Here is a 25,734-nt window from a genome sequence, read left to right as displayed (position 1 = left end):
CGGCGGGTTTTTTCATGCCTCGTGTTCGGGCTCGCGAACGAGGCTTAGTGCCTCGTCATACAAGCGCAGCCCCGCGCCCTCCTTGTGGGCGTGTTCCGAGAGGTGGCGCCGAAAACGTCGCCCGCCCGGGCAGCCTTGGAACAGCCCCAGCAGGTGGCGGGTGATGTGATTGAGCTTGGCACCCTCGTCGAGTCGCGTCTGGATATAGGGTCGAAAGGCCTGAGCGGCTTCCAGCCGGCTGGCCGCCGGACCGGGTTCGCCGAAGATCGTCTGGTCCACTCCGGCGAGCAGCCACGGGTTCTGGTACGCCTCGCGCCCGACCATCACGCTATCCACGTGCGCAAGCTGTGCCTGACACTCCTCGAGGGTCTTGATGCCGCCGTTGATGCCGATGTGCAGTGCCGGGTTGGCCGCCTTCAAGCGATGCACGCGCGGGTAGTTCAGCGGCGGAATGTCCCGGTTCTCCTTCGGGGATAGTCCCTTGAGCCATGCCTTGCGCGCATGCACGGTGAAGGTGGTGCAGCCGGCCTCCGCTACCAGGTCGATGAAGCGGGCCAAATCCTCGTCCTCGTTCTGATCATCGATACCGATCCGACACTTCACCGTCACCGGAATCGACACCACCTCCTGCATCGCCTTCACCGCCGCCGCCACTTTCTCCGGATGGCCCATCAGGCAAGCGCCAATCAGGTTGTTCTGCACCCGGTCGCTGGGGCAACCCACGTTCAGGTTCACCTCGTCATAGCCCCACTCCTGAGCGATCGCCGCGCACTCGGCAAGCTCCCCCGCGTCGCTGCCACCTAGCTGCAAGGCGATGGGATGCTCCACCTCGTTGTAACCCAGAAAGCGCTCACGGGGCGAGCCGTGCAGGATGGCACCGGTGGTGACCATCTCGGTGTAGAGCAGGGTGCGCTTGGTGAGCGTACGGGCGAACGCGCGGTAGTCGCGGGTTGTCCAGTCCATCATGGGCGCCACCGAGAAGCGGCGGCCCCGGTCGGCGGCGTTTTCGTTCGTTAAATCGGTCATGGAAATCGGTTCTTTAGCTGTATAAACATATAGCTATAATGTGAAAATGTTTGAAACGACCGCAACGCATAGCTAGTAGCGACGAGCCTTGGCTCGCCTGAAGGCCGGTTGATGGCGGATCGTTTCATGCACGAACAATGGGATTGGCGGTATTGTACGGAAGAATGGTGAGCGCTCACAGCGCAAGAGACACGAAAGGTGAGAGGAAAGCTCGGGGGTAGCCTCCAGCCACCTACGTTTGTTTGAGCGAGACAATTGAGATCAAAAATGGGCACCATTGCGATAGTGATGATGGCTCTGGTGGGTTAAGCTCACTTAACAGTAGCGAGGCTTCCTAGCGTTAATGTCTTTTTTGCGGCGAGTTGACGAGTATGGGGGGCGTACCGCAACTTGGATAGGTATAGAGGCTTGGCGGCTGGCATCCTGGTTGATGAACCGGGCGAGCCGCGATCCGAAGCAGGAACGGGTGTTCTTACTGTTGGCGAGTGGGGAGCGACGGATCAAGCGGGTGCAGCGGTTAGCCAGAGGGGCGCTGTATTTAATCAGTGATAACGAGCTGTACCAGCCGGAGATGATCAAGCCGCAGGATATGGGGCATCTGAAAATTCTGGGGGGTGTGAGATTCGCATTGGGCGGGTGGTGTAATAAACGATTAAAAGGGGCAGGGAAATGGGGGAACTTGCAGCTTTAGCAGGCGCTTTGATCTGCATAGCGTTTTGGTGGTTACTCACTCGTTCAATGAAGCGGAACGGAAGGTCATGGTGGCTGCGCCACTTGTGCGCCATGCTCTTATCGCCCCTCGCCTTGATTGGCGGCGCCATGTTTTTTGGCTCGCTAATCGGGGCGCCTGATGCGGAAGGTGAGCCTGTCGGTCTGGCTGGCATGATCGCCGGTTTGATTTTCTTCGCACTTCTAGCTGTACCGTTAGTTCTTTCCTGGCGGACTGTGAAACGAAACGCCCCCACTACGGTGTCGGGCACACCTTACATACTGTTAAAGCAGCCGTCTGAGCAGCATCATGCTGTAGAGCCAGAGCCAGAGCCAGAGCCAGAGCCAGAGCCAGAACGCGTTCAAGCTCCGGTGGGCTCATGGCATCGCGTTGCAACGCCCCTCATTGAGATTGAATACCCAGGTGAAGCCGAACCTTTTGGCGTTCATATAGCAAAAGTATGCGATTCGCATCTTGCCGGGACGCTTGAAGACGATCCTTTCGACGCTCCCGAACGTGAATTTGCGCTCCGCAATATGCAAGGACCCGTTCGACTTCCACTTGATGAGATTGAGCTACCTGTTGATCAACTGCGCGATCACTTGCTGACTCACTACCCGGATAACCTCTGGGATGCTGATGAAGAAGTGGACGAGATGGAAGCACCGCCGCCCCGAGAAACGGGCGGATTGCGTTTCATCTACCGCGATGCCAATGGAAAGGAAAGCACCCGTGAGCTGATCAATTTCAAGCTCGCCTCTGGAACCATACGAGGCATCTGCCTTGAGCGAAACGCGATTCGTACTTTCAAGCTGGATCGCGTCGTTACGTTTCTGGAAGGCGAAGGGCTGCTTTATGCCACTGAAGGTAGAAAGACCCAACGTAGCGTAGCGTCGGATTTGATGCGTGAAGGCGATCCCGAGATTACCTTTTCTGGATTCGATGCCAAGACCCGGGCCGAGCTTGAGAAAACCGCAACAGCACATGGTTTCGTCGTTCGTAAGTCAGTGACCAGGAACCTCGATTACTTTGTTGCAGGCCCGCGCCGCAGCGCAGCCAAGTTGAGTGATGCGGAAAACAAGCCGGGGTGCAGTGTGATCGATAAAGAGAAGTTCTTGTGGCTGGTGGCTACTGGAGAGGTCAAGCTTTAACAATGCTTATAATTTCAAGTTCAATCGTGGAGGAGCTGGTATGGGTTTAGAGATAAAAGATCTTACTGGGCTAAGTCAACCTCTTACTAGGCTTATTGAGGTGACTTCCGCAGGTTTAGGAAAATCCACTGAGTCTTTTTTTAGAGTTAAAAAAGCTAAAGCTTTTGCAAAGCAACTTGATATTGTTAGTGAAGCATTAAAAAAGCATGGTAAAGATTTAGGTGGTGTTAAATTTTCAAGCGAAGATATAGAGTTAATAGCTAAAGAGACTGGTTTAGATGCTCATCAGGCAAAAGAGTATACTGAACTAATGCAGAGGGCTAGCTCTACTGAGTTTTCTAGATCTGTTCAAAAGCAAGTAAATACTGAGTCGGTTTTGTCTCATGCAGCAGAAGAACTAAGTGATGACACTTCTATACCTGAGAAAGATATTGATGAGGACTGGCTATCGCTCTACTTCTCTATAATTGAAAATGTTAGCAGTGATTATATGCACAGATTATGGGGTAAAGTCTTGGCTGGAGAAATGAGGTCTCCTGATGGATTTTCGCTGAGAACACTTGAAGTCTTAAAAACTATGACAATTCAAGAGGCTGAGCTTTTTAGTAAGGTTGTCCGTAAGACTGTATTCAACAGTGACAAAGTACTTATTGCTACTAATGATGCTTGGGGAGAAGTTTACGACGGGCTCGGGTTTGCAGATTATAACTTGCTAGAACAGATAGGTTTAGTTCAGAGCCTTGCAATTAATTTTTTAGATCTAAAGAAAGGAGATAGAATTTTTTTCAATAACAAAGGTAGAGTATTAACTGGTATAGAGTTTGATGAAGATGTAGAGAGATTCTCTATATCTTATACCGCTCTTACAAAAATAGGAAATGACATATTCAGTTTGATCCAAAATAAAGAAACAGATTATAAACACTTGTTAGACTTTATGAGAACATTCGAAATTAATAACAAGCATAAAAAAATTAAGGCTAAGCTTATAGAAGAGTTTGGTGTTAGTGACCAAGCCAATATTATTTATATCGAGAATTGGTAAGCTTTCTTATTAGATTGATTTACGCTTTTTAATGGCGTCTTCATCCGTATAAGCCCTCATCAACTCATCCCAATTCGTTGTATAGCGCGGGCTTCGGCTCGCGCAGCGTAGGTGCCACGGCGCATTCTTCTCGGGTAGCCTCAGCCGCACCGTGCCTTTCCCCATCTTCTCGTTCAGCGCGTCCATGGTGGCCATGAGCTGCTGGCTGCGCTGGGGGTCTTCGTCGGTTTGAGGGGTATTCAGCAGGCTGAGCTGTTGGCGGTGCTGGTCGGTGAGGTCGAGCATCATCACGCCGGCTTTCTTGTATTTGTAGTGGGGCCGGTAGATCTTCTGCAGCGCTACGCTTGCCGCGTGGAGGATCTCGCGGGTGTCCTGGGTGGGGCGCTCTAGCTCGACCACCAGGCTGGGGGAGTACTGGGGCTGGTCGGGCCGGAATCTATCCGTCTTGAGGAATACTAGCACAGCGCGGGCTAGGCTTTTCTGGGCGCGCAGCTTCTCGGCGCCGCGCTGGGCGTGGTGGCGGATCGCGCCTTGCAGACCCGAAAGCTGGCCGGTGGAGCTACCGAACGAGCGGCTGGTCATGATCCGCTTTTTCGGCTCGAACAGGTCGTTCATCTCCAGGCAGCTGACTCCGCGAAGCTCGAGCACCGTGCGTTCCATGTTCACGCTGAACTTGCGCCGCAGGCGCTTGGTGCCTGCGGCCGGGGGCCAGGGGTGCTTCATCCGGGCGGAGCAGTTCAAGGGGGTGTTAGTCAGGCAGGCGCGGTGCTGGGCGGTGTAGTCGATTTCCTACGCAATATGGCGCAGATTGACTGCGTCTAAAATGGCTTAAGTTTATCATCTTGAGAGCGTCGCCCTGAAACACGCGTAACCCACAGATTTTGCTAGAAGATTGCGGCCCAACTATAGATGGTAGGGCATTTGCTTAGTATAGAAATATGGCTTAATATAAACGAACATCAATAAATTTTGTTGACTGGCTCCATGCGAACCGTTAAGCTTTCTCTGAAAGCTTAACGGTTCGCATGGAGCCAAGCTAGATTTTCTATAACCGTTTGATTTTAATGGTGAAAATCATGGTTTCTCATATCAGCGCAAATCAATATCAACATAATGGTTTCGTGCTACGTATCCAAGAAAAAGAGCGCAATCGCCTACAGGAATATGCTGAGATGCTTATTTCTCAACAAGCTATTGAACGCGCATCTCAGTTCAAGGGTGCTCGCCAACATGCTCGCATTATCCGTAGTGCATCTGCGCCTGCACCACTTTGACAAATACTAGTCAAGAGTTATATTTATATAGCGAATTTGAATGATTGATAGCCTTGAAATAAAACCTATTCTTAGGCTTATCTCTGAACTTCCGGAAGATCTACAGAAACGCCTGGTTCTCATTGGAGGCCAGGCGATTGCGTTTTGGGGCGACTACTTCTTGCAAGATCAGCTTACCCTAGCACAAGAAGCCGCTTTAACCTCTTCTGATCTAGATATAGCCGCTGGCAGTGTCGAGGGGGTGAGATTATTAGCTGCATCGTGGAAAGGCACGCCCCATTTTCCAAAGCCTGGAGATCTTGTGCCTAATATGGCAGTTATACATTTGAATCGGCCAGGTTTTATAAAGGGTAGCGATTTTGTAATTGATGTGATGAACACGGTTTACGGTCAGTTGGATGCGGATAAAATGCGCACCTCATCCACACAAATTGAGTGGGACATAGATAGAGATGGACGGAATATAATTCATTTTAATGTTCTAAATCCACCTACACTACTTTGGTCTCGTATCGCGAATTTAAAGCATCGTCGCATGAGCCAAGTTAATACAGAACGTGAGTTAATCCGCACAAAAGTACTATGCAAAATAGTTCGTGAGGACTTATGGAACCATGCGATAGAAATCATGAGTGACCCTGACAGCCAACGGAAAGCTCTTAATTACGCAAAATATGTTTATAAAAATATTTCTAGACATAAAGATACGCGTTCCGTTTTAGCAGATCATCCTTCGCTAATTCTACCTTTTCAATCAACTATTCCAGACTCTGATTTTTGGCCAGAAAATTTCATGAGAGGAGTAGGAGTCTGGCAAGGAAGATTATTGAGGCATGTTGATAAGATTATAAGAAATAAGGATCGGCGTGCAGCTATTCGGAAGCTGTAAGAATTAGAAAGTTAAGCATGTACAGTTATTTAAGAGAAGTTTGACTATGCTTAATTTCCATTCTTAAGTGACACGTGTAACCTCCCTCGTTTAAGCTGTGCGATACCTCCGTCACTAACCACGCGGTGGCATCAATCTGCGATTTGTAACCACTAAGCTTGAGCACTGACTCAGGTAGTATGTCAGCTCGTCCCAGTAACAGCGTTAGTTCAAATTCTGCCATCCCCCGCTGAATACGTTGCCACTCGCTACGCGCTGCCACCAGAGCGTCGTCTTCGCTCGCGTAGGTGGGGCGCAGCTGCTTGGCGTTCTTTCCGTGCCGGCCAGCGCCGTTTGCCGCTCGGCGCCGCGCGTGTCGTTCCAGTAGGCTTTTACGCCGCTGTAGGCGTCGCGGTCGGTCACGCTGTAGCGGTGCTGGTCGCCGTCGCGGCGGGTGAGGGTGATGGCGGTCATCGGTTGGCCGCTGGCGGTGAGGCCTTCGCCGGTAGTGGTGAACAGCATGCGGCCGGCTTTGATGGCGTCGAACCGCTCGCCTAGGCGGGTGAGAAAATTCAGGTCCGATTCTTCGGTTTGGTCGATGTGCCCGACGCGGATGCCGTTCAGCACGGTGACCACCACCGGCTTGAGGCTGTTGCGCCCGGCAATGGTGGCCACGATCTCGCCCAGGGTGAGCTCGTGCCAGCTTTGTGTGCGCTTACCCGGGGCAGGTCTGCCGAGCGGGCGCGGATAGTGAGCTGGTCCTGGGCGCAAGTGTGCTGGATCTCATCGACTGTGAAGCGGCCCTTGTCGATCAGGCCTTCTTCCTGCCAGCCGAACGCCAACGAAAGCTCCGCGCCGCGCGGGGGGGGCAAGCTAGCCGTCTTGGTCCGCCTCCAGGCCGCGCTGTTCGCGCAGCGTGAGGCGTACCAGCCGGCCGTTCATGCGCGGTGTGATGTCGGTGCCGTTAAACGTGAGGCGGTAGCTGGGCCACAGGTAGCGGTTCATACGTAGCCCCGGCGAGGCGCGTGGCGGCGGGTAGCACGAAACGGCCGATCAGGTCCGTGCGCTCGTCGTTGACGTGCTCGAGCATGAGGGTGAACTCAATCTTCTCGGCGGCGCTGTGCGGAAGAAGTTGCTGCTGGTCTCTTATACGCGGGTGACGAACCACAGCCCGTACTGGCGGCCGGTGCCTTCCATCAGTGGCCAAGCGTTGCTCTGATTGGCCATGTCTCGGATCTCGTCGAGGCTGAAGCGCCCGCCGGTGAACGATGGCAAAAGGGTACCGAAGAGCGTGATGAATGTCCTGCCCAGGGCCAAAGAACTGGAAGACAGGTCGCTCGCCCACGGGCGACTGGCTGGGATGGCGCCACTCGCTGATGCGTTTGAGTTCCTGGTAGAGCACGCTAAGGGTTTCGAACACAAACATGCCTAGGGGCAATAGCATGAAAAAACTCCTTTCTCGATTTTGTGAAGTATGTGAGGCGAATAAACGGAAATCGCACCCAAAGACAGAGCTGGCTTGTCGATTCATGCTTCAGGTGATCGGATGTGGTTTTACTGTCCAGCTCTGTATTAGTCTCATTTCTCGCCATTTTTCACCAACGGACGCCATGTTCATGGAGGCGATTAAAAGCTTCGACGCTTCAGCCTATGTGGCCATTGCCATGGTGATGATCGGCTACATCAAAATTCGAAAGTCCAGGAGCCAGCACCTTGCATCAGCCGCTCTTTTTTGTTTGCTCATGGCGCTATCGTCGCAGCTCGTTACACTGATTCCGGTCGATATTGTCTTTGGGGCAGACAACAATATGCGCCAAACGACAATTTTTACCCCTATCACGCTCATGTTTATCTCCCTTTGCGGGATTACCTACAATCTGACGGCGATGGTGTTCCAGTCGGTCGATAGCGACCACTGATCCAGATCCCGCAGCGACGAGCGCTGTCGCGCCTGGCCTTCACGCTGGGTGCTATCGAGCGCGCGCTGAAAAATGACGCGCCGGTCTCTATTGCGACAGACGGATACCCTGTGTCTGACACCGGAGCAGACACATAGCTAGGAAAGCGTGGGTCAAGCGCTCTGGGGACGGGCTTCCTGTGACGATATCGAGATCGACCACCGTGACGGTGGGGCGAAGGTGTCGGTGGCCTGCGGTAAAGGTGAAAGTGCCCTGCGTTCCGTCGATACGCTGACGTTCGAGAGCCCCACCGCGTTCGTCAGTGATCTGAAAACCCATTCCCACGGTTACACCGCGCAAACCCTGAGCCAATACCGTTGGCAGGCTCCCGGTTGCTAGTGACGCGCTTGCACATTTAATGGTATAGCCTAGGGTTCGGATTCAGGGTGAGGAGCGGGTATGGTTAAAGCACGCAGGGGTATCGCGCTGGTGGCTGGGCTTCTACTGCTGGTCGGTTGCAATGAACAGCCGGACGAGCCGGCCCCGGCGCCCGAGCCCGCGCGTCACGAAGCTGCAACACAGGCTGGCGACACTGCTCGCGAGCCCGAGCCGCTGGAGGTAGTGGTCACGACGCACGTTGAGCTTGCAAGCGACCGGCGGCTGATGGTGACGGGGGAGACCAACCTGCCGGAGGATACGCGGCTGCAGGTAGTGGTCGAGCGTGAACTGAGCCGGGTGCGCTGGCAGTCACGCACGGCGGTCACGGGCGGGGAGTTTCGCGCCGGCCCCTTCGGTTCGGGCAGCGGCTTACCGGACGGTGGCTATATCGTGCGCGTGCAGTCGAGTGAAGCCAGCGTGCAGCCGCGGGCCGTGCAGGAGGTGATGGGTACGCGTGGGGAGCATCTGGCGGGCGAGCTCGTCACACAAACTCGCCACGGCCTGGGGCAGGTGACCACCTACTCACGACGCTTCTTGGTGGGGAGTGAGCCAAGACGTACGCGTGACCAGGTGGACGTGGTTGAGGACTAGGGGAAAAGGGTGCTTTAGGCAGAACACCAGTGAGCGAGCACGACGGCGTGGATCTCGACGTCGTTCGGAGACTTGGGGAAATGCTCCAGAACGAACCGATCGTCGCGCTTGACCAGGTAATGGCCGGCTTTGTGAAAGACGTGGGTGGGGCCGAGCAGCAGGAGATCACCCGGGGAGGCGGGAGCGAAATCCGAGTCGGGGGCCGGCGTGGTCATCACGCAAGGCGCTTTCCAGTCGATCTTGAGCGGCAGGTGAGGCGGTGGCGTCAAGGTGGTGCCTTGAACCTGTTCCCAGGGCAGGGGGCCTTGATGGGTCAGCGTCAGAAGCGGCGGGGCGCTGTCACCTTCGAGCAGTGTTGCCAGCGAACAGTCCAGTGCGTCGGCCAGCGCCACCAGGCGCTCGTGCCCGATCTGCTTGATCGCCCCGGACTCCCAGTACGAGATAGTCACATCCGACACGCCAACCTTCCGGGCCAGGGCGGCTTTATTAAGCTTCACCCGCTGCCGGAGTTGCTTGATACGTGAGCCTAGCGATTCCATTATGTTTTCCCATTGATGAGCCAAACAAACCCGTTTGATGAACGTTCATCGTTGCCAACGGCGGTACGCCGTACGCGATCACTCGGGGCTTCGCGTACGGCCATGCATCATAGGTACAACGCTCGAAATAGCAAAGCGACTTGAGCGCCCACCGCTATATCCTTAGCAACTTCCATTCGGACGCTTTTCAGCCAAAGATGTTCCCCACGCATACTGATGGATGGTAGATGGGTGCGTATAATGGCGCCACGCTCTGATGCCAAAAGGATATCTTGATGACCGTACGTACGCGTATCGCGCCTTCGCCTACGGGAGACCCCCACGTCGGCACCGCCTACATCGCGCTGTTCAACCTCTGCTTCGCTCGCCAGCATGGCGGCGAATTCATTCTGCGCATCGAGGACACTGACCGGGTACGCTCGACCGCCGAGTCCGAGCAGATGATCCTGGATTCGCTGCGCTGGCTCGGCATCGAGTGGGACGAGGGCCCGGACGTCGGCGGCCCTCACGGCCCCTACCGCCAGAGCGAGCGCGGCGAGATCTACGCGCGCTACGCCCAGGAGCTGATCGACGCCGGCCACGCCTTCAAGTGCTACCGCACCAGCGAAGAGCTCGATGCGCTGCGCGAGTCGCGCAAGGACGCCGGCCTGCACCTGGCGCTCAAGCCGGCGGATCTGGCGCTGTCGCCCGAGGAGCAGGCACGTCGCGAAGCGGAGAACTGGCCGTTCGTGGTGCGCATGAACGTGCCGAGCGAAGGCGTCTGCGTGGTCGAGGATCTGCTGCGCGGTACCATCGAGGTGGAGTGGGCCCAGGTGGATGCCCAGATCCTGATGAAGTCCGACGGCATGCCGACCTACCACCTCGCCAACGTGGTGGACGATCACCTGATGGGCATCACCCACGTACTGCGCGGGGAAGAGTGGATCAACTCCGCTCCGAAGCATCAGCTTCTCTACGAGTACTTCGGCTGGTATATGCCGGTACTCTGCCACATGCCGCTTTTGCGCAATCCGGACAAGTCGAAGCTTTCCAAGCGCAAGAACCCGACCTCCATCAACTACTATCGCCGCATGGGCTTTCTGCCCCAGGCGGTGACCAACTACCTGGGCCGCATGGGCTGGTCGATGCCGGACGAGCGCGAGAAGTTCAGCTTGGCGGAAATGATGGAAGCCTTCGATATCCAGCGCGTTTCGCTCGGCGGGCCGGTGTTCGATCTGGAGAAATTGACCTGGCTCAACGGCCTCTACATTCGTGAGGATCTGGATGACGATGCACTGTTGGCCGCGCTCAGGGAGTGGGCGTTCAACGAGGAGTACGTGCGTCAGATTCTGCCCCAGGTGCGCCCCCGGGTGGAAACACTCTCCCAGGTCGCGCCGCTGGCCGGACACTTCTTCTCGGGGCTGCCTGCCATCACGGAGGCGGATTTCGAAGGCGTGAAGCTCGAGCGCGAAGAGCTCGTGAGGCTTCTGCAGTTTCTGGTGTGGCGCCTCGAGACGCTGCCGGCCTGGAACAAGGAGGCGCTGTTGGCCGAGGTCCAGGTCCTGGCCGGCGTCTTCGATCTCAAGATGAAGGCGTTTCTGGCGCCGGTCTTCATCGCCGTGACCGGATCTAGCACCAGCACCTCGGTCATGGACGCCATGGCGATCCTCGGCTCGGACGTGACCCGAGCACGCCTGCGTCACGCCCTCGAGGTGCTGGGCGGCGTTTCGAAAAAGCAGGCCAAACGCTTCGAGAAGGAGTACCGGGCGCTGTAGCTGGGAAGGGCGCCATCGCCTGACGATTGCTGCGCCAGATCCCATTGCGGGATTTGGCGCTTTTTCGGTTGACGAAGGCGAGCCTAATCAGTACTATACGCATCGTCTTCACGACACGGGGCCTTAGCTCAGCTGGGAGAGCGCAACACTGGCAGTGTTGAGGTCAGCGGTTCGATCCCGCTAGGCTCCACCAAATCAAGCGCCAAGCGCACGATGTAAAACGTCCCATTCGTCTAGTGGTCCAGGACACCGCCCTTTCACGGCGGTAACAAGGGTTCGAACCCCTTATGGGACGCCATACCTCTTCTGCTATACCTCTTATCCTTTGATAATTTATCGTCGCAACCCGTTAGGGCGTGACGAGAATTTTCGTTGTCTTCAATACGGCTTTTAGACCGAATTTTTTGCCTTTTTAAGCTTGACTTGTCCACTTTTGCTGTTCCTGAGATGAGGTTGTGCACAAGGGGCGGCTAACTCTTCATGAAATCAGTCTTTTAGAATTTAACCAACAAAAACAATGTCTTATGTTAGGTCAAAAAGTGATCAATCTAAAGCCAGGCCACTGTTCATGGCGATTGCGGGGTGTTTCTGTGTGGTTGTGAACAGGGTTATCCACAGATAGTGTGGAAAACATTTTTCTTTGCTTTTGGCCAGCCTTGTCAAGCAAAAAATGGTCGCGATACAGGGTCTCTTTGGTCGCATCGAGCGAGCATGGTGCTGTTCAAAAGCGAAAGCGCTGAGTTCAGCGAGAGACTAGGTTGAGGTGCTTGCCTGACCTTCTGAATCCTGGCCTCCTGAACGCACGAAGGCCGCCTTTGGGCGGCCTTCGCGTCGACTTGGCGAGACTTACTTCTTGGTCGGGTAGTCGCGCTTGTCGTGGCCCGTGTAGAGCTGACGCGGACGACCGATCTTGTAGCTCTCGCTGAGCATTTCATGCCAGTGCGAGATCCAGCCGATGGTGCGTGACACGGCGAAGATTACGGTGAACATGTTGGTCGGAATGCCCATCGCCTTCAGAATGATGCCGGAGTAGAAGTCGACGTTCGGGTAGAGCTTACGCTCGATGAAGTACTCGTCTTCCAGCGCAATCTGCTCGAGGCGCTTGGCGATCTTGAGCTGCGGGTCGTCGGCCATGCCGAGTTCCGCCAGTACCTCATCGCAGCTCTCCTTCATCACCTTGGCGCGCGGGTCGAAGTTGCGGTAGACGCGGTGACCGAAGCCCATCAGCTTGAACGGATCGTCCTTGTCCTTCGCCTTGTCGATGAAGCGTTGAATGTTCTCTTCGGAGTCGTCGCCGATCTCGTCGAGCATGTTCAGTACCGCTTCGTTGGCACCGCCGTGCGCCGGGCCCCAGAGGGCCGCGATACCCGCACTGATACAGGCGAACGGGTTGGCACCGGTCGAGCCCGCCAGGCGCACCGTGGAGGTGGAGGCGTTCTGCTCATGATCCGCGTGGAGCATGAAGATACGGTCCATCGCCTTGGCGTAGACCGGGTTGATCTTGTACTCCTCGCAGGGGTTGCTGAACATCATGTAGAGGAAGTTCTCTGCATAGCTCAGGTCGTTGCGCGGGTAGTTGAAAGGCTGGCCGACGTTGTACTTGTGCGACATCGCGGCGAGCGTGGGCATCTTGGCGATCAGGCGGATGGCGCTGATTTCGCGGTCTTCCTGCTGCGTGATGTCCATGTGGTCATGGTAGAAGGCCGCAAGGCCGCCCACTACGCCGCACAGGATCGACATCGGGTGCGCGTCGCGGCGGAAGCCCTTGAAGAAGTTGTTGATCTGGTCGTGAACCATGGTGTGGTTGCGAATGCGCGTCTCGAAGTCCGCGTATTGCTCGTCGGAAGGCAGTTCGCCGAACAGCAGGGTATAGCAGAGCTCGACGAAGTTGGACTCCTTGGCCAACTGATCGATGGGGTAACCACGGTGAAGCAGCATGCCCTGGCCGCCATCGATGTAGGTGATGGCGGACTGGCAGGAAGAGGTGGCCATGAAGCCGGGGTCGTAGGTGAACAGGCCCTCTGCACCGAGGCCTCGTACATCGATAACGTCTGGGCCTAATGTGCCGGAATACATGGGTAGTTCGATCGGCTTGTCCAGACCGTCTACCGTCAATGTCGCTTTCCTGTCAGCCATGAAGGCCTCCTTTCGAATTCGGTTTGGGACGTAAAGTCGTTGTTTCGCATACCGCGCCGGCGAAAAGGCTCGCCTACTATAGAAGCGTGCGACTTTTTGTCAATTAGCCTTAATGTCAACTATATTTGTACAAATTTATTCTGGGTTGGTATTTTTGTCTAATTTTTAGATGAGCCGAACGGGTGCCTTGAAGACGTACTAGACTGTAGCTGTTAACAGGCTTACTAAACCGGTCGGCTCGTTGACACTATAAACATGCTGCAACGCAAAATCGACTCCGCCTATCGGGCATTTTCATTGTCTTAGTGGAGTTAGGCTTGCGTTTGGTTTGTAAGCGGAAGCGAAGGTTCTTATAATCCCCGGCGCGCGACCGGCAGATAGGTGGTCGTGTCCGACTTGGCAACGGCCGAGCCCCTTCCAGCAACCACCGCCCGCTCGGGGTAAGCCTGAACCTTTGCAGAGTGGGCCAAGAGAGTGTGTATAACGCCGTGAATAGCAAACGACCCGTAAACCTAGACCTTTCGACCATTCATTTTCCCCTGCCGGCGCTGACGTCGATCACGCACCGCATCACCGGTGTCATCCTGTTCGTCGGCCTGATCTTCGCCTTCTGGGCACTGGGGAAATCCCTCTCCTCACCGGCCGGTTTCGATGCCGTGCGCGATGCGCTGGCGAACAACCTGCTCGCCAAGTTCGTCGCTTGGGGCCTTCTGTCCGCGCTGGCTTTCCACTTCGTGGCCGGCATCAAGCACCTGCTGATGGATGCCGATATTGGTGTAACGCTGGAAGGTAGCGTGCAAAAGGCGCAGATCACCGTGGTGGTGAGCGCGGTTCTGATCATTCTGGCAGGAGTCTGGGTATGGTAACCAACATCACAAGTTTCGGTCGCAGCGGCCTGTCCGACTGGTTGATGCAGCGCGTCTCGGCCGTGATCCTGGCGCTCTACACGCTGTTCATCGTGGGCTACCTGCTGTTCAATCCCGGGCTCGACTACTATACCTGGAGCGGGCTCTTCAGCCAGATCTGGATGCGCATTTTCTCGCTTCTGGCGTTCATCTCGCTGGCGGCGCACGCCTGGATCGGCCTGTGGACCGTCACCACCGACTACCTCAAGTCCACCCGTCTGCGTGTCGCGGCCCAGGCGCTCATCATTCTGGCCATCTTTGTCTACCTGGTCTGGGGCATCCAAATTCTGTGGGGAGCTTAATCCATGTCTAACCTTCGTAGCCTGACGTTTGACGCCATCATTATCGGTGGCGGTGGCTCTGGCCTGCGTGCCGCTCTGGAACTCGCCAAGTCCGGCAAGAAGACCGCGGTACTGTCCAAGGTGTTCCCGACACGCTCTCACACCGTTTCCGCTCAGGGTGGCATCACCTGCGCGATTGCCTCCGCCGACCCGAACGACGATTGGCGCTGGCACATGTACGACACCGTCAAGGGCGGCGACTACATCGCCGACCAGGACGCCGCCGAGTACATGTGTTCCGAAGGCCCGAAAGCGGTATTCGAACTCGAGCACATGGGGTTGCCGTTCTCGCGTTTCGACAACGGCCGCATCTACCAGCGCCCCTTCGGCGGCCAGTCCAAGAACTTCGGTGAAGGTGGTCAGGCCGCGCGTACCTGCGCCGCCGCCGACCGTACCGGCCATGCGCTCCTGCACACTCTTTACCAGAACAACCTCAAGAACAACACCACGTTCTTGAACGAGTGGTACGCGGTAGACCTGGTCAAGAACGCCGAAGGCGACGTGGTCGGCTGTATCGCCATGTGCATCGAGACTGGCGAAGTGGTTCACGTCAAGTCCAAGGCGACGGTGCTGGCCACCGGCGGTGCGGGTCGTATTTACGCCTCGACCACCAACGCCCTGATCAACACCGGCGACGGCATCGGCATGGCGCTGCGCGCCGGCTTCCCGATGCAGGACATGGAGATGTGGCAGTTCCACCCGACCGGTATCTACGGTGCCGGCACGCTGGTCACCGAAGGTTGCCGCGGCGAGGGTGGCTACCTGGTCAACAAGGATGGCGAGCGCTTCATGGAGCGTTACGCTCCGAATGCGAAGGATCTGGCCGGCCGCGACGTGGTCGCGCGCTCCATGGTCATGGAGATCCTCGAAGGCCGCGGCTGCGGCGACAAGGGCGACCACGTCTTCCTGAAACTCGACCACCTGGGCGAGGAAGTACTGGGCAAGCGTCTGCCGGGTATCGTCGAGCTCTCCAAGACCTTCGCCCACGTCGACCCGGCCAAGGACCCGATTCCGGTCGTGCCGACCTGCCACTACATGATGGGCGGTATCCCGACCAACGTTCACGGCCAGGCCATCATGCAGAACGAGGCCGGTGAAGATCAGATCATCAACGGTCTGTTCGCCTGCGGCGAAGCGGCCTGCGTTTCGGTTCACGGCGCCAACCGCCTGGGTGGCAACTCGCTTCTCGATCTCGTGGTCTTCGGCCGCGCGGCGGGCATGTTCATCGAAGGCGCGCTCAACGAAGGTATCGAGTACCTGGACGCCTCCGAGTCCGATATCGAGGCCGCGATGAAGCGCATCACCCGCTGGAACGAGTCCGAGGGTGGCGAAAGCATCCCCGCGCTCAAGGCGGAGCTTCAGGACATCATGCAGAACTCCTTCGGCGTATTCCGCGAAGAGGAGAACATGCAGGAGGGTGTGAAGAATCTGGCGGCCCTGCGCGAGCGTATCGCCAACGCCCACCTGCCGGACAAGTCCAACGCGTTCAACACCGCGCGTGTCGAAGCGCTCGAGCTCGACAACCTGATGGAAGTGGCGGAAGCAACGGCGATTGCTGCCCTCGAGCGTAAAGAGAGCCGTGGTGCGCACTCGCGCTACGACTACCCCGACCGTGATGACGTCAACTGGTTGAAGCACTCGCTCTACTTCCCGCTCACCAAGGAGCTGAAGCAGCGCGACGTCAACTTCAAGCCGAAAACCGTTGATACGTTCGAGCCGAAGGTTCGTACCTACTAATCTTCGCCGGGGCCGGTAAGCGTCGGCCCCTGCACCGAGAGGGAGTCACAATGTCCAATCTTCAGGTATCCATATACCGCTACAACCCGGAAACCGACTCCGCGCCGTACATGCAGGAGTTTCAGGTCGATACCAAAGGTCGCGATCTGATGGTGCTGGACGTTCTGCACCTGATGAAGGAGCAGGACAGCGGTCTGGCGTTTCGTCGCAGCTGCCGTGAAGGCGTGTGCGGCTCCGACGGCATGAACATGAACGGCAGGAACGGCCTGGCGTGCATCACGCCGCTGTCTGACGTGGTCAAGGGCGGCAAGCTGACTCTGCGCCCGCTGCCGGGTCTTCCGGTCATCCGTGACCTGGTCGTCGACATGGCGATCTTCTACAAGCAGTACGAGCGCATCGAGCCGTACCTGCAAAACGATACGCCGGCGCCGGCCATCGAACGTTTGCAGTCGCCGGAAGACCGCGACAAGCTCGACGGTCTGTACGAGTGCATCCTGTGCGCGTGCTGTTCTACCTCTTGCCCGTCGTTCTGGTGGAACCCGGACAAGTTCGTGGGCCCGGCGGGTCTGCTTCAGTCCTACCGCTTCCTGGCGGACTCACGCGACAACGCTACCCGCGAGCGTCTGACCGACCTCGAGGATCCGTTCTCCGTGTTCCGCTGCCGCGGCATCATGAACTGCGTGGCGGTGTGTCCGAAGGGCCTTAACCCGACCCGCGCGATCGGCAAGATTCGCGAGATGCTGCTCGCCGACGCCACCTGATTCATGAAAGGGTGAGAAAAAAGCAAGCGAAGTGCAGGTTGTCGTACAAAGCTACTTAAATCCCGACGCTTCGCTTGTTATCATAGGGTTTGTCATGTGGTGCGACGTCGCGTCGCAGTATCGACCAGCCACGTTTAAAAGCCGGTGCCCATGTACCGGCTTTTGAGCATGAACTGACAGCGAAGCGCTAGATACGAGCCATATGAAGGTTCCCGGCCCCGGCCGGTGCCGCCGGCTAACGTTTCGCCCCGCCGGCAGGGCACAAGCGATGTCGCCGCACCGTGCAGCGATACCGATACCACCCCATCAGTGTAGGGTGACCGAGAGATGCAACAAGGCATAATGGAATTGATGTGGCGTTCCTCTCACGTGAGTGGCGGCAATGTCCACTACGTGGAAGCGCTTTACGAGCAGTACCTCGACGATCCCGATTCTGTCTCCGACGAATGGCGCCGATATTTCGACGAGCTGCCACGTTCCGACGGCAGTGCCTCCCAGGATGTCCCCTTAAGCCCCGTTCGTGATCAGTTCTACCAGCTAGGACGCGAAAGCCGTCCCGGTCAGGTCGCCGCTGCTTCTGATAGCGGTGAGAACAAGAAGCAGGTCAAGGTTCTGCAGCTGATCAACGCCTATCGCTTCCGGGGACATCAGAAGGCGGACATCGACCCGCTCGGGCTGCGCAATCCCACCCCGGTGCCGGATCTTGATCTGTCCTTTCACCAGCTTTCCAAAGCGGATCTCGATACCGAATTCCAGACCGGCTCCTTCTTTCTGGGCATCGACAAGGCGCCGCTGCGTGACATCGTCGACGCGCTCGAGCAGACCTACTGCCGTTCGATCGGCTGCGAGATCATGCACATCGTCGACACCGAAGAGAAGCGCTGGCTGCAGCGCCGCTTCGAATCGGTAAGAAGTGCGCCCAAGTTCAGCGACGACGTGCGCAAGCACGTGCTGGAGCGTCTGACCGCGGCGGAAGGCCTCGAGAACTATCTGGCGTCCAAGTACCCCGGCACCAAGCGTTTCGGCCTCGAAGGCGGCGAGAGCTTCGTGCCGATGATGGACGAGCTGATCCAGCGCGCCGGCGGCTACGGCACCAAGGAAGTCGTGATCGGCATGGCCCACCGGGGTCGTCTGAACCTGCTGGTCAACATCCTCGGCAAGAACCCGGCGGAGCTGATCGACGAGTTCGACGGCAAGAAGGTCATCGAGCGCGGCTCCGGCGACGTCAAGTATCACCAGGGCTTCAGCTCGAACGTCATGTCACCGGGTGGCGAAGTGCACCTGGCCATGTCCTTCAACCCCTCGCATCTCGAGATCGTGGCACCGGTGGTCGAAGGCTCGGTACGCGCCCGCCAGGATCGTCGCCAGGACGTCGACGGCAGCAAGGTGCTGCCGATCAACGTGCATGGCGATGCGGCCTTTGCAGGCCAGGGCGTGGTCATGGAGACGTTCCAGATGTCCCAGACCCGTGCCTACAAGACCGGCGGCACGGTTCACATCGTGATCAACAACCAGGTGGGTTTCACTACCTCGAACCCGCTGGATGCGCGCTCCACCGAGTACTGTACCGACATCGCCAAGATGGTCCAGGCACCGATCTTCCACGTCAACGGTGACGATCCGGACGCGGTGATCCATGCCACTCAGGTGGCGCTCGACTATCGCCAGCAGTTCAAGAAGGACGTGGTCATCGATCTGGTCTGCTACCGTCGTCGCGGCCACAATGAGGCGGACGAGCCCTCCGGCACCCAGCCGCTGATGTACGCCAAGATCAAGGACCATGCCTCGTCGCGCACCGTCTACGCCAAGCGCCTGGTCGAGCAGGGCGTGCTCTCCGAAGACGACGCCAAGGCGATGATCGAGACCTACCGCGATGATCTCGTGGCGGGCAATCACGTTGCCAATGCGCTGGTTCAGGAACCCAACAAGTCGCTGTTCGTCGACTGGGCACCGTACCTGGGCCACGAGTGGTCCGGCGATGCCGACACCACCGTCGACATGAAGCGCCTGCAGCAGCTCGCCGCCCGGATGTGTGACATCCCGGACGGGGTCGACGTGCAGCGCCAGGTCGCCAAGATCTACGAGGACCGGCGCAAGATGCAGGCCGGGGGCATGGGCCTGAACTGGGGCTTCGCTGAAACCCTGGCCTACGCCACGCTGCTCGATCAGGGCCACCCGGTCCGCATCACCGGCCAGGATGTGGGCCGCGGCACCTTCTCGCACCGTCACGCCGTCATCCACAACCAGAAGGATGGCAGCACCTACGTGCCGCTGCAGAACATGGCCGACGGCCAGCCGTGCTTCACCATCCACGACTCCTTCCTCTCGGAAGAAGCCGTGTTGGCCTTCGAGTACGGCTACTCGACCACTGCACCCAATGACCTGGTCATCTGGGAAGCGCAGTTCGGCGACTTCTTCAACGGTGCCCAGGTGGTGGTGGATCAGTTCATCTCCTCCGGCGAGACCAAGTGGGGTCGGCTGTGCGGCCTGACCATGCTGCTGCCCCACGGCTACGAAGGCCAGGGGCCCGAGCACTCCTCGGCGCGCCTCGAGCGTTTCCTGCAGATGTGCGCCGAGCACAACATGCAGGTGTGCGTGCCCACCACGCCCGCGCAGATCTTCCATCTGCTGCGTCGCCAGGTGATCCGCCCGCTGAGAAAGCCGCTGATCGTGATGTCGCCCAAGTCGCTTCTGCGCCACAAGGACGCCACCTCGAGCCTCGAGGATCTGGCGGAGGGCAAGTTCCACATGGTGCTGCCGGACCAGGCGGATCTGCCGGCGGAACAGGTCACCCGGGTCATCATGTGCGCCGGCAAGGTCTACTACGATCTGGCCAACTGGCGCGTGGAAAACGAGCGTACCGATACGGTCATCGTTCGCCTTGAGCAGCTTTACCCCTTCCCGAAGGAAGAGCTTCTGGAAGTGCTTCAGGCGTATGCCAACGTGGAAGACATCGTATGGTGCCAGGAAGAGCCGCAGAACCAGGGTGCCTGGTACTCCAGCCAGCACCACATGCGGATCGTGGCCGATATGCTCAAGGACGGCCTGGGCCGTGACTTGAAATTCGCCGGACGTCCGGCCTCTGCGGCTCCCGCGGCAGGTTACATGTCCGTCCACACCGAACAGCAGCGCCAGCTGGTGGAAGACGCTTTCAATCTATAAGCGCCCACCGGGTTTAAAGAACCTATAAGGGAAATGACATGGCTACTGAGATCAAAGCGCCGACCTTTCCGGAATCCGTTGCCGAAGGCACGGTAGCCGCGTGGCACAAGAAGCCGGGTGACAGCGTCGAGCGTGACGAGCTGATCGTCGAGATCGAGACCGACAAGGTGGTGCTCGAGGTCCTCGCTCCAGAAGCGGGCACGCTTTCCGACGTGATGGCCGAAGAGGGCGATACCGTCGAATCCGAACAGGTACTGGGCAAGCTCGGCGCCGCTGGCGATGCCAAGTCCGGCGATGGCGAGAAGGCCGAGAAGCGCGAAAAGGAAGAGGGTGCCGCCAAGGCGTCTGCCTCTGAAGGCGGCAAGGCGTCCGGTGGCAAGCAGCACGACGTGAAGGCGCCGAGCTTCCCCGAGTCGATCCAGGAAGGCACCGTGGCCACCTGGCACAAGAAAGTGGGCGAAGCGGTCAAGCGTGACGAAGTGCTGGCCGACATCGAGACCGACAAGGTCGTGCTCGAAGTCGTCGCCCCCGCCGACGGAGCACTGGCCGAGATCAAGGCCGAAGAGGGCAGCCAGGTCGAGTCCGAAGCGGTTCTGGCCGTGTTCACCGAAGGTGCCGGCGGCGACAGCGGCGCGGGCGAAAGCCAGAGCGCGAGCGCCTCTGAAGGCAGCGACGATGACGGCGCCGACGAGAAAGTGGGTGACAAGATCGTCGCCCCGGCGGCGCGCAAGATGATCGCTGAGCACGATCTGGACGTGTCCAGGATCGAAGGCACCGGCAAGGGCGGTCGCGTCCTGAAAGAGGACGTGCAGAAGGCCGTGAAGGATGGCAGCGCCAAGAAAGCCGCCAAATCCTCGGCGCCGGCCAAGAAAGCTGCCGCGCCGGTGGCCGAAGGGGATCGCGCCGAGAAGCGCGTGCCGATGACGCGCCTGCGCAAGACCATCGCCAAGCGTCTGGTCGAAGCCCAGCAGACCGCCGCCATGCTCACCACCTACAACGAGGTGGACATGGGCGCGGTAATGAACCTGCGCGCGCAGTACAAGGAGACCTTCCAGAAGGCCCACGACACCAAGCTCGGCTTCATGGGCTTCTTCGTCAAGGCGGCGTCTGAAGCGCTCAAGCGCTTCCCGGACGTCAACGCCTCCATCGACGGTGACGAGATCGTCTACCACGGCTTCCAGGACATCGGCGTTGCCGTGTCCACCGACCGCGGCCTGGTCGTGCCGGTACTGCGTGACACCGACGCCATGAAGATCGCCGACGTCGAGAAGGGCATCGTCGATTTCGGCAGGCGTGCCCGTGACGGCAAGCTCGGCATCGACGAGATGCAGGGCGGCACCTTCACCATCACCAACGGCGGTATCTTCGGCTCGCTGCTCTCCACGCCGATCATCAACCCGCCGCAAACGGCCATCCTGGGCATGCACAAGATCCAGGAGCGCCCGATGGCGGTCAACGGCAAGGTCGAGATCCGCCCGATGATGTACCTGGCGCTCTCCTATGACCACCGCATGATCGATGGCAAGGACGCGGTCCAGTTCCTGGTCACCATCAAGAACCTGCTGGAAGACCCGGCACGCCTGCTGCTGGACGTGTAACGCCATGTGCGCCGGGCGAGCCCCGGCGCACTCACATGCTCTCCCAGACGTTTCATGTTATCGCCCAAGGCCTCTTGCTCTGTTTCAATCACCGCAAGGGTCACTCAGCGAAAGGAGCCAACATGGCTGACAAGTTTGATGTAATCGTTATCGGCGCCGGCCCCGGCGGCTACGTCGCCGCCATCCGCGCAGCCCAGCTCGGCAAGAAAGTGGCCTGCGTCGAGAAGTGGATCGGCAAGGAAGGCAACGTGGTTCACGGCGGCACCTGCCTGAACGTGGGCTGCATCCCTTCCAAGGCGCTGCTCGAAGCCTCGCACAAGTACATCGAAGCCAAGCACGATTTCGATGACCTGGGCATCCAGGCCGGCGACGTCTCCATGGACGTCACCAAGATGATGGCCCGCAAGGACAAGATCGTCAAAAACCTGACCGGCGGCATCTCTGGCCTGTTCAAGGCCAACGGCGTCACCGCCATCGAAGGTACCGGCAAGGTCGTGGCCAACAACCAGGTGGAAGTGACCGATCTCGACGGCAACGCCACCACCTATGACGCGGACAACATCGTCATCGCCGCCGGCTCCGTGCCGGTCGAGATTCCGCCGACGCCGCTGACCGACGACCTGATCGTCGACTCCACCGGCGCGCTCGAATTCAAGGATGCGCCGAAGCGTCTGGGCGTGATCGGCGCCGGCGTCATCGGTCTCGAGCTCGGCAGCGTCTGGAACCGCCTGGGCTCGGAAGTCACGGTCCTCGAGGCGATGGACAGCTTCCTGCCGATGGTCGATACCACCGTCGCCAAGGAGACCCAGAAACTGCTCAAGAAGCAGGGCCTGGATATCCGCCTGGGCGCCCGTGTGACTGGCTCCGAGGTCAAGGACAACGAAGTCGTCGTCAAGTACACCGACGGTGACGGCGAGCAGGAGATCACCTTCGACAAGCTGATCGTCTGCGTCGGCCGTCGTCCCTACACCAAGGGCGTGATCAGTGACGGCGTGAGCATCGAGCTCGACGAGCGCGGCTTCATCTTCGTCGACGACCAGTGCCGCACCAACGTGCCCGGCATCTACGCCATCGGCGACTGCGTGCGCGGTCAGATGCTGGCGCACAAGGCCTCGGAAGAGGGCATCATGGTCGCGGACATCATCGCCGGCCACAAGGCCGAGATGAACTACGACGCCATTCCGTGTGTCATTTACACCGCGCCGGAAGTGGCCTGGGTCGGCATGACCGAGCAGGACGCCAAGGCGAAGGGCATCGAAGTCAAGACCGGTACCTTTCCGTTCGCGGCGAGCGGCCGCGCGATGGCCAACAACGCCACCGAAGGCAGCGCCAAAATCATCGCCGATGCCGAAACCGATCGTATCCTCGGCGTTCACATCGTCGGCCAGCACGCCGGCGAGCTGATCGCTCAGGGCGTGATCGCCATGGAATTCGGCTCCAGCGCCGAAGACCTGGCCCTGACCTGCTACGCGCACCCGACCATGTCCGAGGCGGTCCACGAAGCGGCGCTCGCCGTGGAAGGCCACGCCATCCACATGGCCAACCGCAAGAAGCGCAAGTAATTCAAGCAACAACCAGGCGCCACCTCGCGGTGGCGCACCACTTTCGGCGCGGCCCACATGATGGCCGCGCCGATCGCACGGGGACGCCGAGTGCCACGCACTCAGTGTCGTTCGAGTCACATGCAACCAATGGCATGAATCGATGAACCTTCACGAGTATCAAGGCAAGCAGCTGTTTGCCGATTATGGTCTGCCGGTGTCCAAGGGCTTTGCCGTGGACACACCGGAAGAAGCGGTAGAAGCGTGCAAGAAGATCGGCGGCGACATGTGGGTAGTCAAAGCCCAGGTGCACGCGGGCGGCCGCGGTAAAGCGGGCGGCGTGAAGCTGATCAAGGACCCGGCAGAAGCGAAAGCCTTCGCCGAGCAGTGGCTGGGCAAGAACCTGGTCACCTACCAGACCGACGAGAAAGGCCAGCCGGTCGCCAAGATCCTGGTCGAGAACTGCACCGATATCGCCGAAGAGCTGTATCTGGGCGCCGTGGTTGATCGTACCACCCGTCGCGTGGTCTTCATGGCCTCCACCGAAGGCGGTGTCGAGATCGAAACCGTCGCCGAAGAGACGCCTGAGAAGATCCTCAAGGCCGAGATCGACCCGCTGGTCGGCGCACAGCCCTACCAAGCGCGTGAGCTTGCCTTCCAGCTGGGCCTGAAGGGCGACCAGATCAAGCAGTTCACCAAGATCTTCCTGGGTCTTTCCAAGCTGTTCCACGACAAGGATCTGGCGCTTCTGGAAATCAACCCGCTGGTCATCACCAACGAAGGCAACCTGCACTGCCTCGACGCCAAGCTGGGTCTCGACAGCAACGCGCTGTACCGTCACCCGGACCTGCAGGCGATGCGCGATCCGAGCCAGGAAGATCAGCGTGAAGCCGACGCCGCCAAGTGGGAACTCAACTACGTGGCGCTCGACGGCAACATCGGTTGCATGGTCAACGGCGCAGGTCTGGCCATGGGCACCATGGACATCGTTAACCTGTCCGGCGGCAAGCCGGCCAACTTCCTCGACGTAGGCGGCGGTGCGACCAAGGAGCGCGTGGCAGAAGCGTTCAAGATCATCCTGTCCGACGACAACGTCAAGGCCGTGCTGGTCAACATCTTCGGCGGCATCGTGCGCTGCGACATGATCGCCGAAGGTATCATCGGTGCCGTCGAGCAGGTCGGTGTCAACGTGCCGGTCGTTGTCCGTCTGGAAGGTAACAACGCCGAGCTGGGCGCCGAGAAACTGGCCTCCAGCGGTCTGAACATCATCGCTGCCACCAGCCTGAGCGACGCCGCTCAGCAGGTCGTCAAAGCAGCGGAGGGCAAGTAATGAGCATCCTGATCGACAAGAACACCAAGGTCATCTGCCAAGGGTTCACCGGTGGCCAGGGCACGTTCCACTCCGAACAGGCGATTGCCTACGGTACGCAAATGGTCGGCGGTGTCACGCCGGGCAAGGGCGGCCAGACGCATCTGGGCCTGCCGGTCTTCAACACCGTGGCTGAAGCGGTCAAGGAAACCGGCGCCGAAGCCAGCGTGATCTACGTTCCGGCTGCTTTCTGCAAGGACTCGATCCTCGAAGCCGCCAACGCCGGCATCAAGCTGATCGTGTGCATCACCGAAGGCATCGCGACGCTGGACATGCTCGACGCGAAAGTGAAGTGCGACGAGCTGGGCGTGCGCCTGATCGGCCCGAACTGCCCCGGCGTGATCACCCCGGGCGAGTGCAAGATCGGCATCATGCCGGGTCATATCCACCAGCCGGGCCGCGTCGGTATCGTGTCCCGTTCCGGTACCCTGACCTACGAAGCCGTCAAGCAGACCACCGACCACGGCTTCGGCCAGTCCACCTGCGTCGGCATCGGCGGCGACCCGATCCCGGGCTCCAACTTCATCGACATCCTCGAGATGTTCGAGAAGGATCCGAAGACCGAAGCGATCGTCATGATCGGCGAGATCGGTGGCACCGCCGAGGAAGAAGCCGCGGCCTACATCAAGGAGCACGTCTCCAAGCCGGTGGTGTCCTACATCGCGGGCGTCACCGCGCCTCCCGGCAAGCGCATGGGCCACGCCGGTGCGATCATCTCCGGTGGTAAAGGCACCGCAGACGAGAAGTTCGCCGCCCTCGAGAGCGCCGGCGTCAAGACCGTGCGTTCACTGGCGGAGATCGGCGACGCGCTGAAAGAAGCGACCGGCTGGTAAGTCACAACTTGTCCCAGCCTGCGTAAAAAAACGCTTTAGAGCGTTATGCCAGTCAGCT

24 protein-coding genes, 2 tRNA genes and 1 pseudogene are annotated in these 25,734 nt (G+C 58.6%); 19 read left to right on the top strand and 8 right to left on the bottom strand.

Features of this window, described 5'->3' with window-relative positions; genetic code table 11:
- Positions 1 to 12 precede the first annotated feature (12 nt).
- A complete protein-coding gene (gene dusA / locus GEV37_RS00835; RefSeq protein ID WP_227388274.1) occupies positions 13 to 1,026 on the bottom strand; it encodes a tRNA dihydrouridine(20/20a) synthase DusA in 1,014 nt (337 codons plus the stop codon).
- 343 nt (positions 1,027 to 1,369) lie between these two features.
- On the opposite strand from dusA, the gene GEV37_RS17055 reads away from it, so the two are divergent.
- Genes GEV37_RS17055 through GEV37_RS00820 form a run of 3 tightly spaced genes read left to right on the top strand, consistent with a single transcriptional unit; the run spans position 1,370 to position 3,931 of the window.
- On the top strand, positions 1,370 to 1,717 hold the full coding sequence (locus tag GEV37_RS17055) for a S24 family peptidase (protein WP_386110878.1): 348 nt from the start codon (positions 1,370 to 1,372) through the stop codon (positions 1,715 to 1,717).
- The gene (locus GEV37_RS00825; protein WP_227388272.1) at positions 1,696 to 2,886 is read left to right on the top strand and encodes a BRCT domain-containing protein; all 1,191 of its coding nucleotides are present in this window, start codon (positions 1,696 to 1,698) and stop codon (positions 2,884 to 2,886) included. Before GEV37_RS17055 ends, GEV37_RS00825 begins: the two co-directional genes overlap by 22 nt.
- Positions 2,887 to 2,926: 40 nt before the next feature.
- A complete protein-coding gene (locus tag GEV37_RS00820; RefSeq protein ID WP_227388271.1) occupies positions 2,927 to 3,931 on the top strand; it encodes a DUF2806 domain-containing protein in 1,005 nt (334 codons plus the stop codon).
- A gap of 9 nt (positions 3,932 to 3,940) precedes the next feature.
- On the opposite strand, the gene GEV37_RS00815 is transcribed toward GEV37_RS00820, so the two are convergent.
- Positions 3,941 to 4,654, bottom strand: a complete 714-nt coding sequence (locus GEV37_RS00815) for a DinB/UmuC family translesion DNA polymerase (protein ID WP_227388270.1) — start codon at positions 4,652 to 4,654, stop codon at positions 3,941 to 3,943.
- Between the two features lie 353 nt (positions 4,655 to 5,007).
- On the opposite strand from GEV37_RS00815, the gene GEV37_RS00810 reads away from it, so the two are divergent.
- Both GEV37_RS00810 and GEV37_RS00805 read left to right on the top strand, forming a co-directional pair.
- Positions 5,008 to 5,205, top strand: a complete 198-nt coding sequence (locus GEV37_RS00810; RefSeq protein ID WP_227388269.1) for a hypothetical protein — start codon at positions 5,008 to 5,010, stop codon at positions 5,203 to 5,205.
- Positions 5,206 to 5,245: 40 nt separating this feature from the next.
- Positions 5,246 to 6,094: a hypothetical protein gene (locus GEV37_RS00805; RefSeq protein ID WP_227388268.1), complete on the top strand. Its 849-nt coding sequence runs from the start codon at positions 5,246 to 5,248 to the stop codon at positions 6,092 to 6,094.
- A gap of 204 nt (positions 6,095 to 6,298) precedes the next feature.
- Here GEV37_RS00805 and GEV37_RS00800 read toward each other — a convergent pair whose 3' ends face one another.
- From GEV37_RS00800 to GEV37_RS17050, 4 genes and pseudogenes are all read right to left on the bottom strand, one after another.
- Complete coding sequence (locus GEV37_RS00800; protein WP_338035094.1) at positions 6,299 to 6,748, bottom strand: hypothetical protein; 450 nt, start codon at positions 6,746 to 6,748, stop codon at positions 6,299 to 6,301.
- A 198-nt stretch (positions 6,749 to 6,946) separates the two neighbouring features.
- Entirely contained in the window at positions 6,947 to 7,078 is a 132-nt protein-coding gene (locus tag GEV37_RS16900; protein ID WP_264477644.1) for a hypothetical protein, read from the bottom strand.
- A gap of 141 nt (positions 7,079 to 7,219) precedes the next feature.
- Positions 7,220 to 7,348 (bottom strand): phage tail protein, encoded by a 129-nt coding sequence (locus GEV37_RS16895; RefSeq protein WP_264477643.1) that lies wholly within the window; start codon positions 7,346 to 7,348, stop codon positions 7,220 to 7,222.
- A gap of 46 nt (positions 7,349 to 7,394) precedes the next feature.
- Positions 7,395 to 7,499, bottom strand: a pseudogene (locus GEV37_RS17050) (phage tail protein); the annotation flags it as partial.
- Positions 7,500 to 7,515: 16 nt separating this feature from the next.
- Between GEV37_RS17050 and GEV37_RS00790 the strand changes: the two are divergent.
- Entirely contained in the window at positions 7,516 to 7,992 is a 477-nt protein-coding gene (locus GEV37_RS00790; RefSeq protein ID WP_227388266.1) for a hypothetical protein, read from the top strand.
- 438 nt (positions 7,993 to 8,430) lie between these two features.
- Positions 8,431 to 9,000, top strand: a complete 570-nt coding sequence (locus tag GEV37_RS00785; protein WP_227388265.1) for a hypothetical protein — start codon at positions 8,431 to 8,433, stop codon at positions 8,998 to 9,000.
- 14 nt (positions 9,001 to 9,014) lie between these two features.
- Here GEV37_RS00785 and GEV37_RS00780 read toward each other — a convergent pair whose 3' ends face one another.
- Entirely contained in the window at positions 9,015 to 9,539 is a 525-nt protein-coding gene (locus GEV37_RS00780; protein ID WP_227388264.1) for a helix-turn-helix domain-containing protein, read from the bottom strand.
- Positions 9,540 to 9,814: 275 nt separating this feature from the next.
- Here GEV37_RS00780 and gltX point away from each other — a divergent pair, with 275 nt between their 5' ends.
- The 3 genes from gltX to GEV37_RS00765 all read left to right on the top strand — a co-directional run bounded on the left by gltX (position 9,815) and on the right by GEV37_RS00765 (position 11,591).
- A complete protein-coding gene (gene gltX, locus GEV37_RS00775; RefSeq protein ID WP_227388263.1) occupies positions 9,815 to 11,293 on the top strand; it encodes a glutamate--tRNA ligase in 1,479 nt (492 codons plus the stop codon).
- A 117-nt stretch (positions 11,294 to 11,410) separates the two neighbouring features.
- Positions 11,411 to 11,486 (top strand) — tRNA-Ala (locus GEV37_RS00770).
- A gap of 29 nt (positions 11,487 to 11,515) precedes the next feature.
- Positions 11,516 to 11,591 (top strand) — tRNA-Glu (locus GEV37_RS00765).
- 548 nt (positions 11,592 to 12,139) lie between these two features.
- Here GEV37_RS00765 and gltA read toward each other — a convergent pair.
- Positions 12,140 to 13,429, bottom strand: a complete 1,290-nt coding sequence (gene gltA / locus GEV37_RS00760; protein WP_227388262.1) for a citrate synthase — start codon at positions 13,427 to 13,429, stop codon at positions 12,140 to 12,142.
- 488 nt (positions 13,430 to 13,917) lie between these two features.
- On the opposite strand from gltA, the gene sdhC reads away from it, so the two are divergent.
- The 9 genes from sdhC (at position 13,918) to sucD (ending at position 25,676) form a co-directional block, all read left to right on the top strand.
- Entirely contained in the window at positions 13,918 to 14,295 is a 378-nt protein-coding gene (sdhC, locus tag GEV37_RS00755) for a succinate dehydrogenase, cytochrome b556 subunit (protein ID WP_227388261.1), read from the top strand.
- A complete protein-coding gene (gene sdhD / locus GEV37_RS00750; RefSeq protein ID WP_227388260.1) occupies positions 14,289 to 14,636 on the top strand; it encodes a succinate dehydrogenase, hydrophobic membrane anchor protein in 348 nt (115 codons plus the stop codon). The genes sdhC and sdhD overlap by 7 nt, the downstream gene beginning before the upstream one ends.
- 3 nt (positions 14,637 to 14,639) lie before the next feature.
- Positions 14,640 to 16,412 (top strand): succinate dehydrogenase flavoprotein subunit, encoded by a 1,773-nt coding sequence (gene sdhA / locus GEV37_RS00745; RefSeq protein WP_227388259.1) that lies wholly within the window; start codon positions 14,640 to 14,642, stop codon positions 16,410 to 16,412.
- A gap of 50 nt (positions 16,413 to 16,462) precedes the next feature.
- Positions 16,463 to 17,173, top strand: a complete 711-nt coding sequence (locus tag GEV37_RS00740; RefSeq protein ID WP_227388258.1) for a succinate dehydrogenase iron-sulfur subunit — start codon at positions 16,463 to 16,465, stop codon at positions 17,171 to 17,173.
- A gap of 327 nt (positions 17,174 to 17,500) precedes the next feature.
- Positions 17,501 to 20,335, top strand: coding sequence for a 2-oxoglutarate dehydrogenase E1 component (locus GEV37_RS00735; RefSeq protein WP_227388257.1), 2,835 nt, complete (start codon positions 17,501 to 17,503; stop codon positions 20,333 to 20,335).
- A 38-nt stretch (positions 20,336 to 20,373) separates the two neighbouring features.
- Positions 20,374 to 21,933, top strand: coding sequence for a 2-oxoglutarate dehydrogenase complex dihydrolipoyllysine-residue succinyltransferase (gene odhB / locus GEV37_RS00730; RefSeq protein ID WP_227388256.1), 1,560 nt, complete (start codon positions 20,374 to 20,376; stop codon positions 21,931 to 21,933).
- 122 nt (positions 21,934 to 22,055) lie between these two features.
- Positions 22,056 to 23,495 carry a dihydrolipoyl dehydrogenase gene (gene lpdA, locus GEV37_RS00725; protein ID WP_227388255.1) on the top strand — a complete coding sequence of 480 codons (1,440 nt, stop codon included), beginning with the start codon at positions 22,056 to 22,058 and terminating at the stop codon, positions 23,493 to 23,495.
- A gap of 142 nt (positions 23,496 to 23,637) precedes the next feature.
- On the top strand, positions 23,638 to 24,804 hold the full coding sequence (gene sucC / locus GEV37_RS00720; RefSeq protein WP_227388254.1) for an ADP-forming succinate--CoA ligase subunit beta: 1,167 nt from the start codon (positions 23,638 to 23,640) through the stop codon (positions 24,802 to 24,804).
- On the top strand, positions 24,804 to 25,676 hold the full coding sequence (gene sucD / locus GEV37_RS00715) for a succinate--CoA ligase subunit alpha (RefSeq protein ID WP_227388253.1): 873 nt from the start codon (positions 24,804 to 24,806) through the stop codon (positions 25,674 to 25,676). Before sucC ends, sucD begins: the two co-directional genes overlap by 1 nt.
- Positions 25,677 to 25,734 lie beyond the last annotated feature (58 nt).

This window comes from Vreelandella malpeensis (assembly GCF_020622355.1).
Taxonomy (GTDB): domain Bacteria; phylum Pseudomonadota; class Gammaproteobacteria; order Pseudomonadales; family Halomonadaceae; genus Vreelandella; species Vreelandella malpeensis.
The sequence above is the reverse complement of the archived record's forward strand: the minus strand, read 5'-3'. Positions and strand labels throughout refer to the sequence as shown.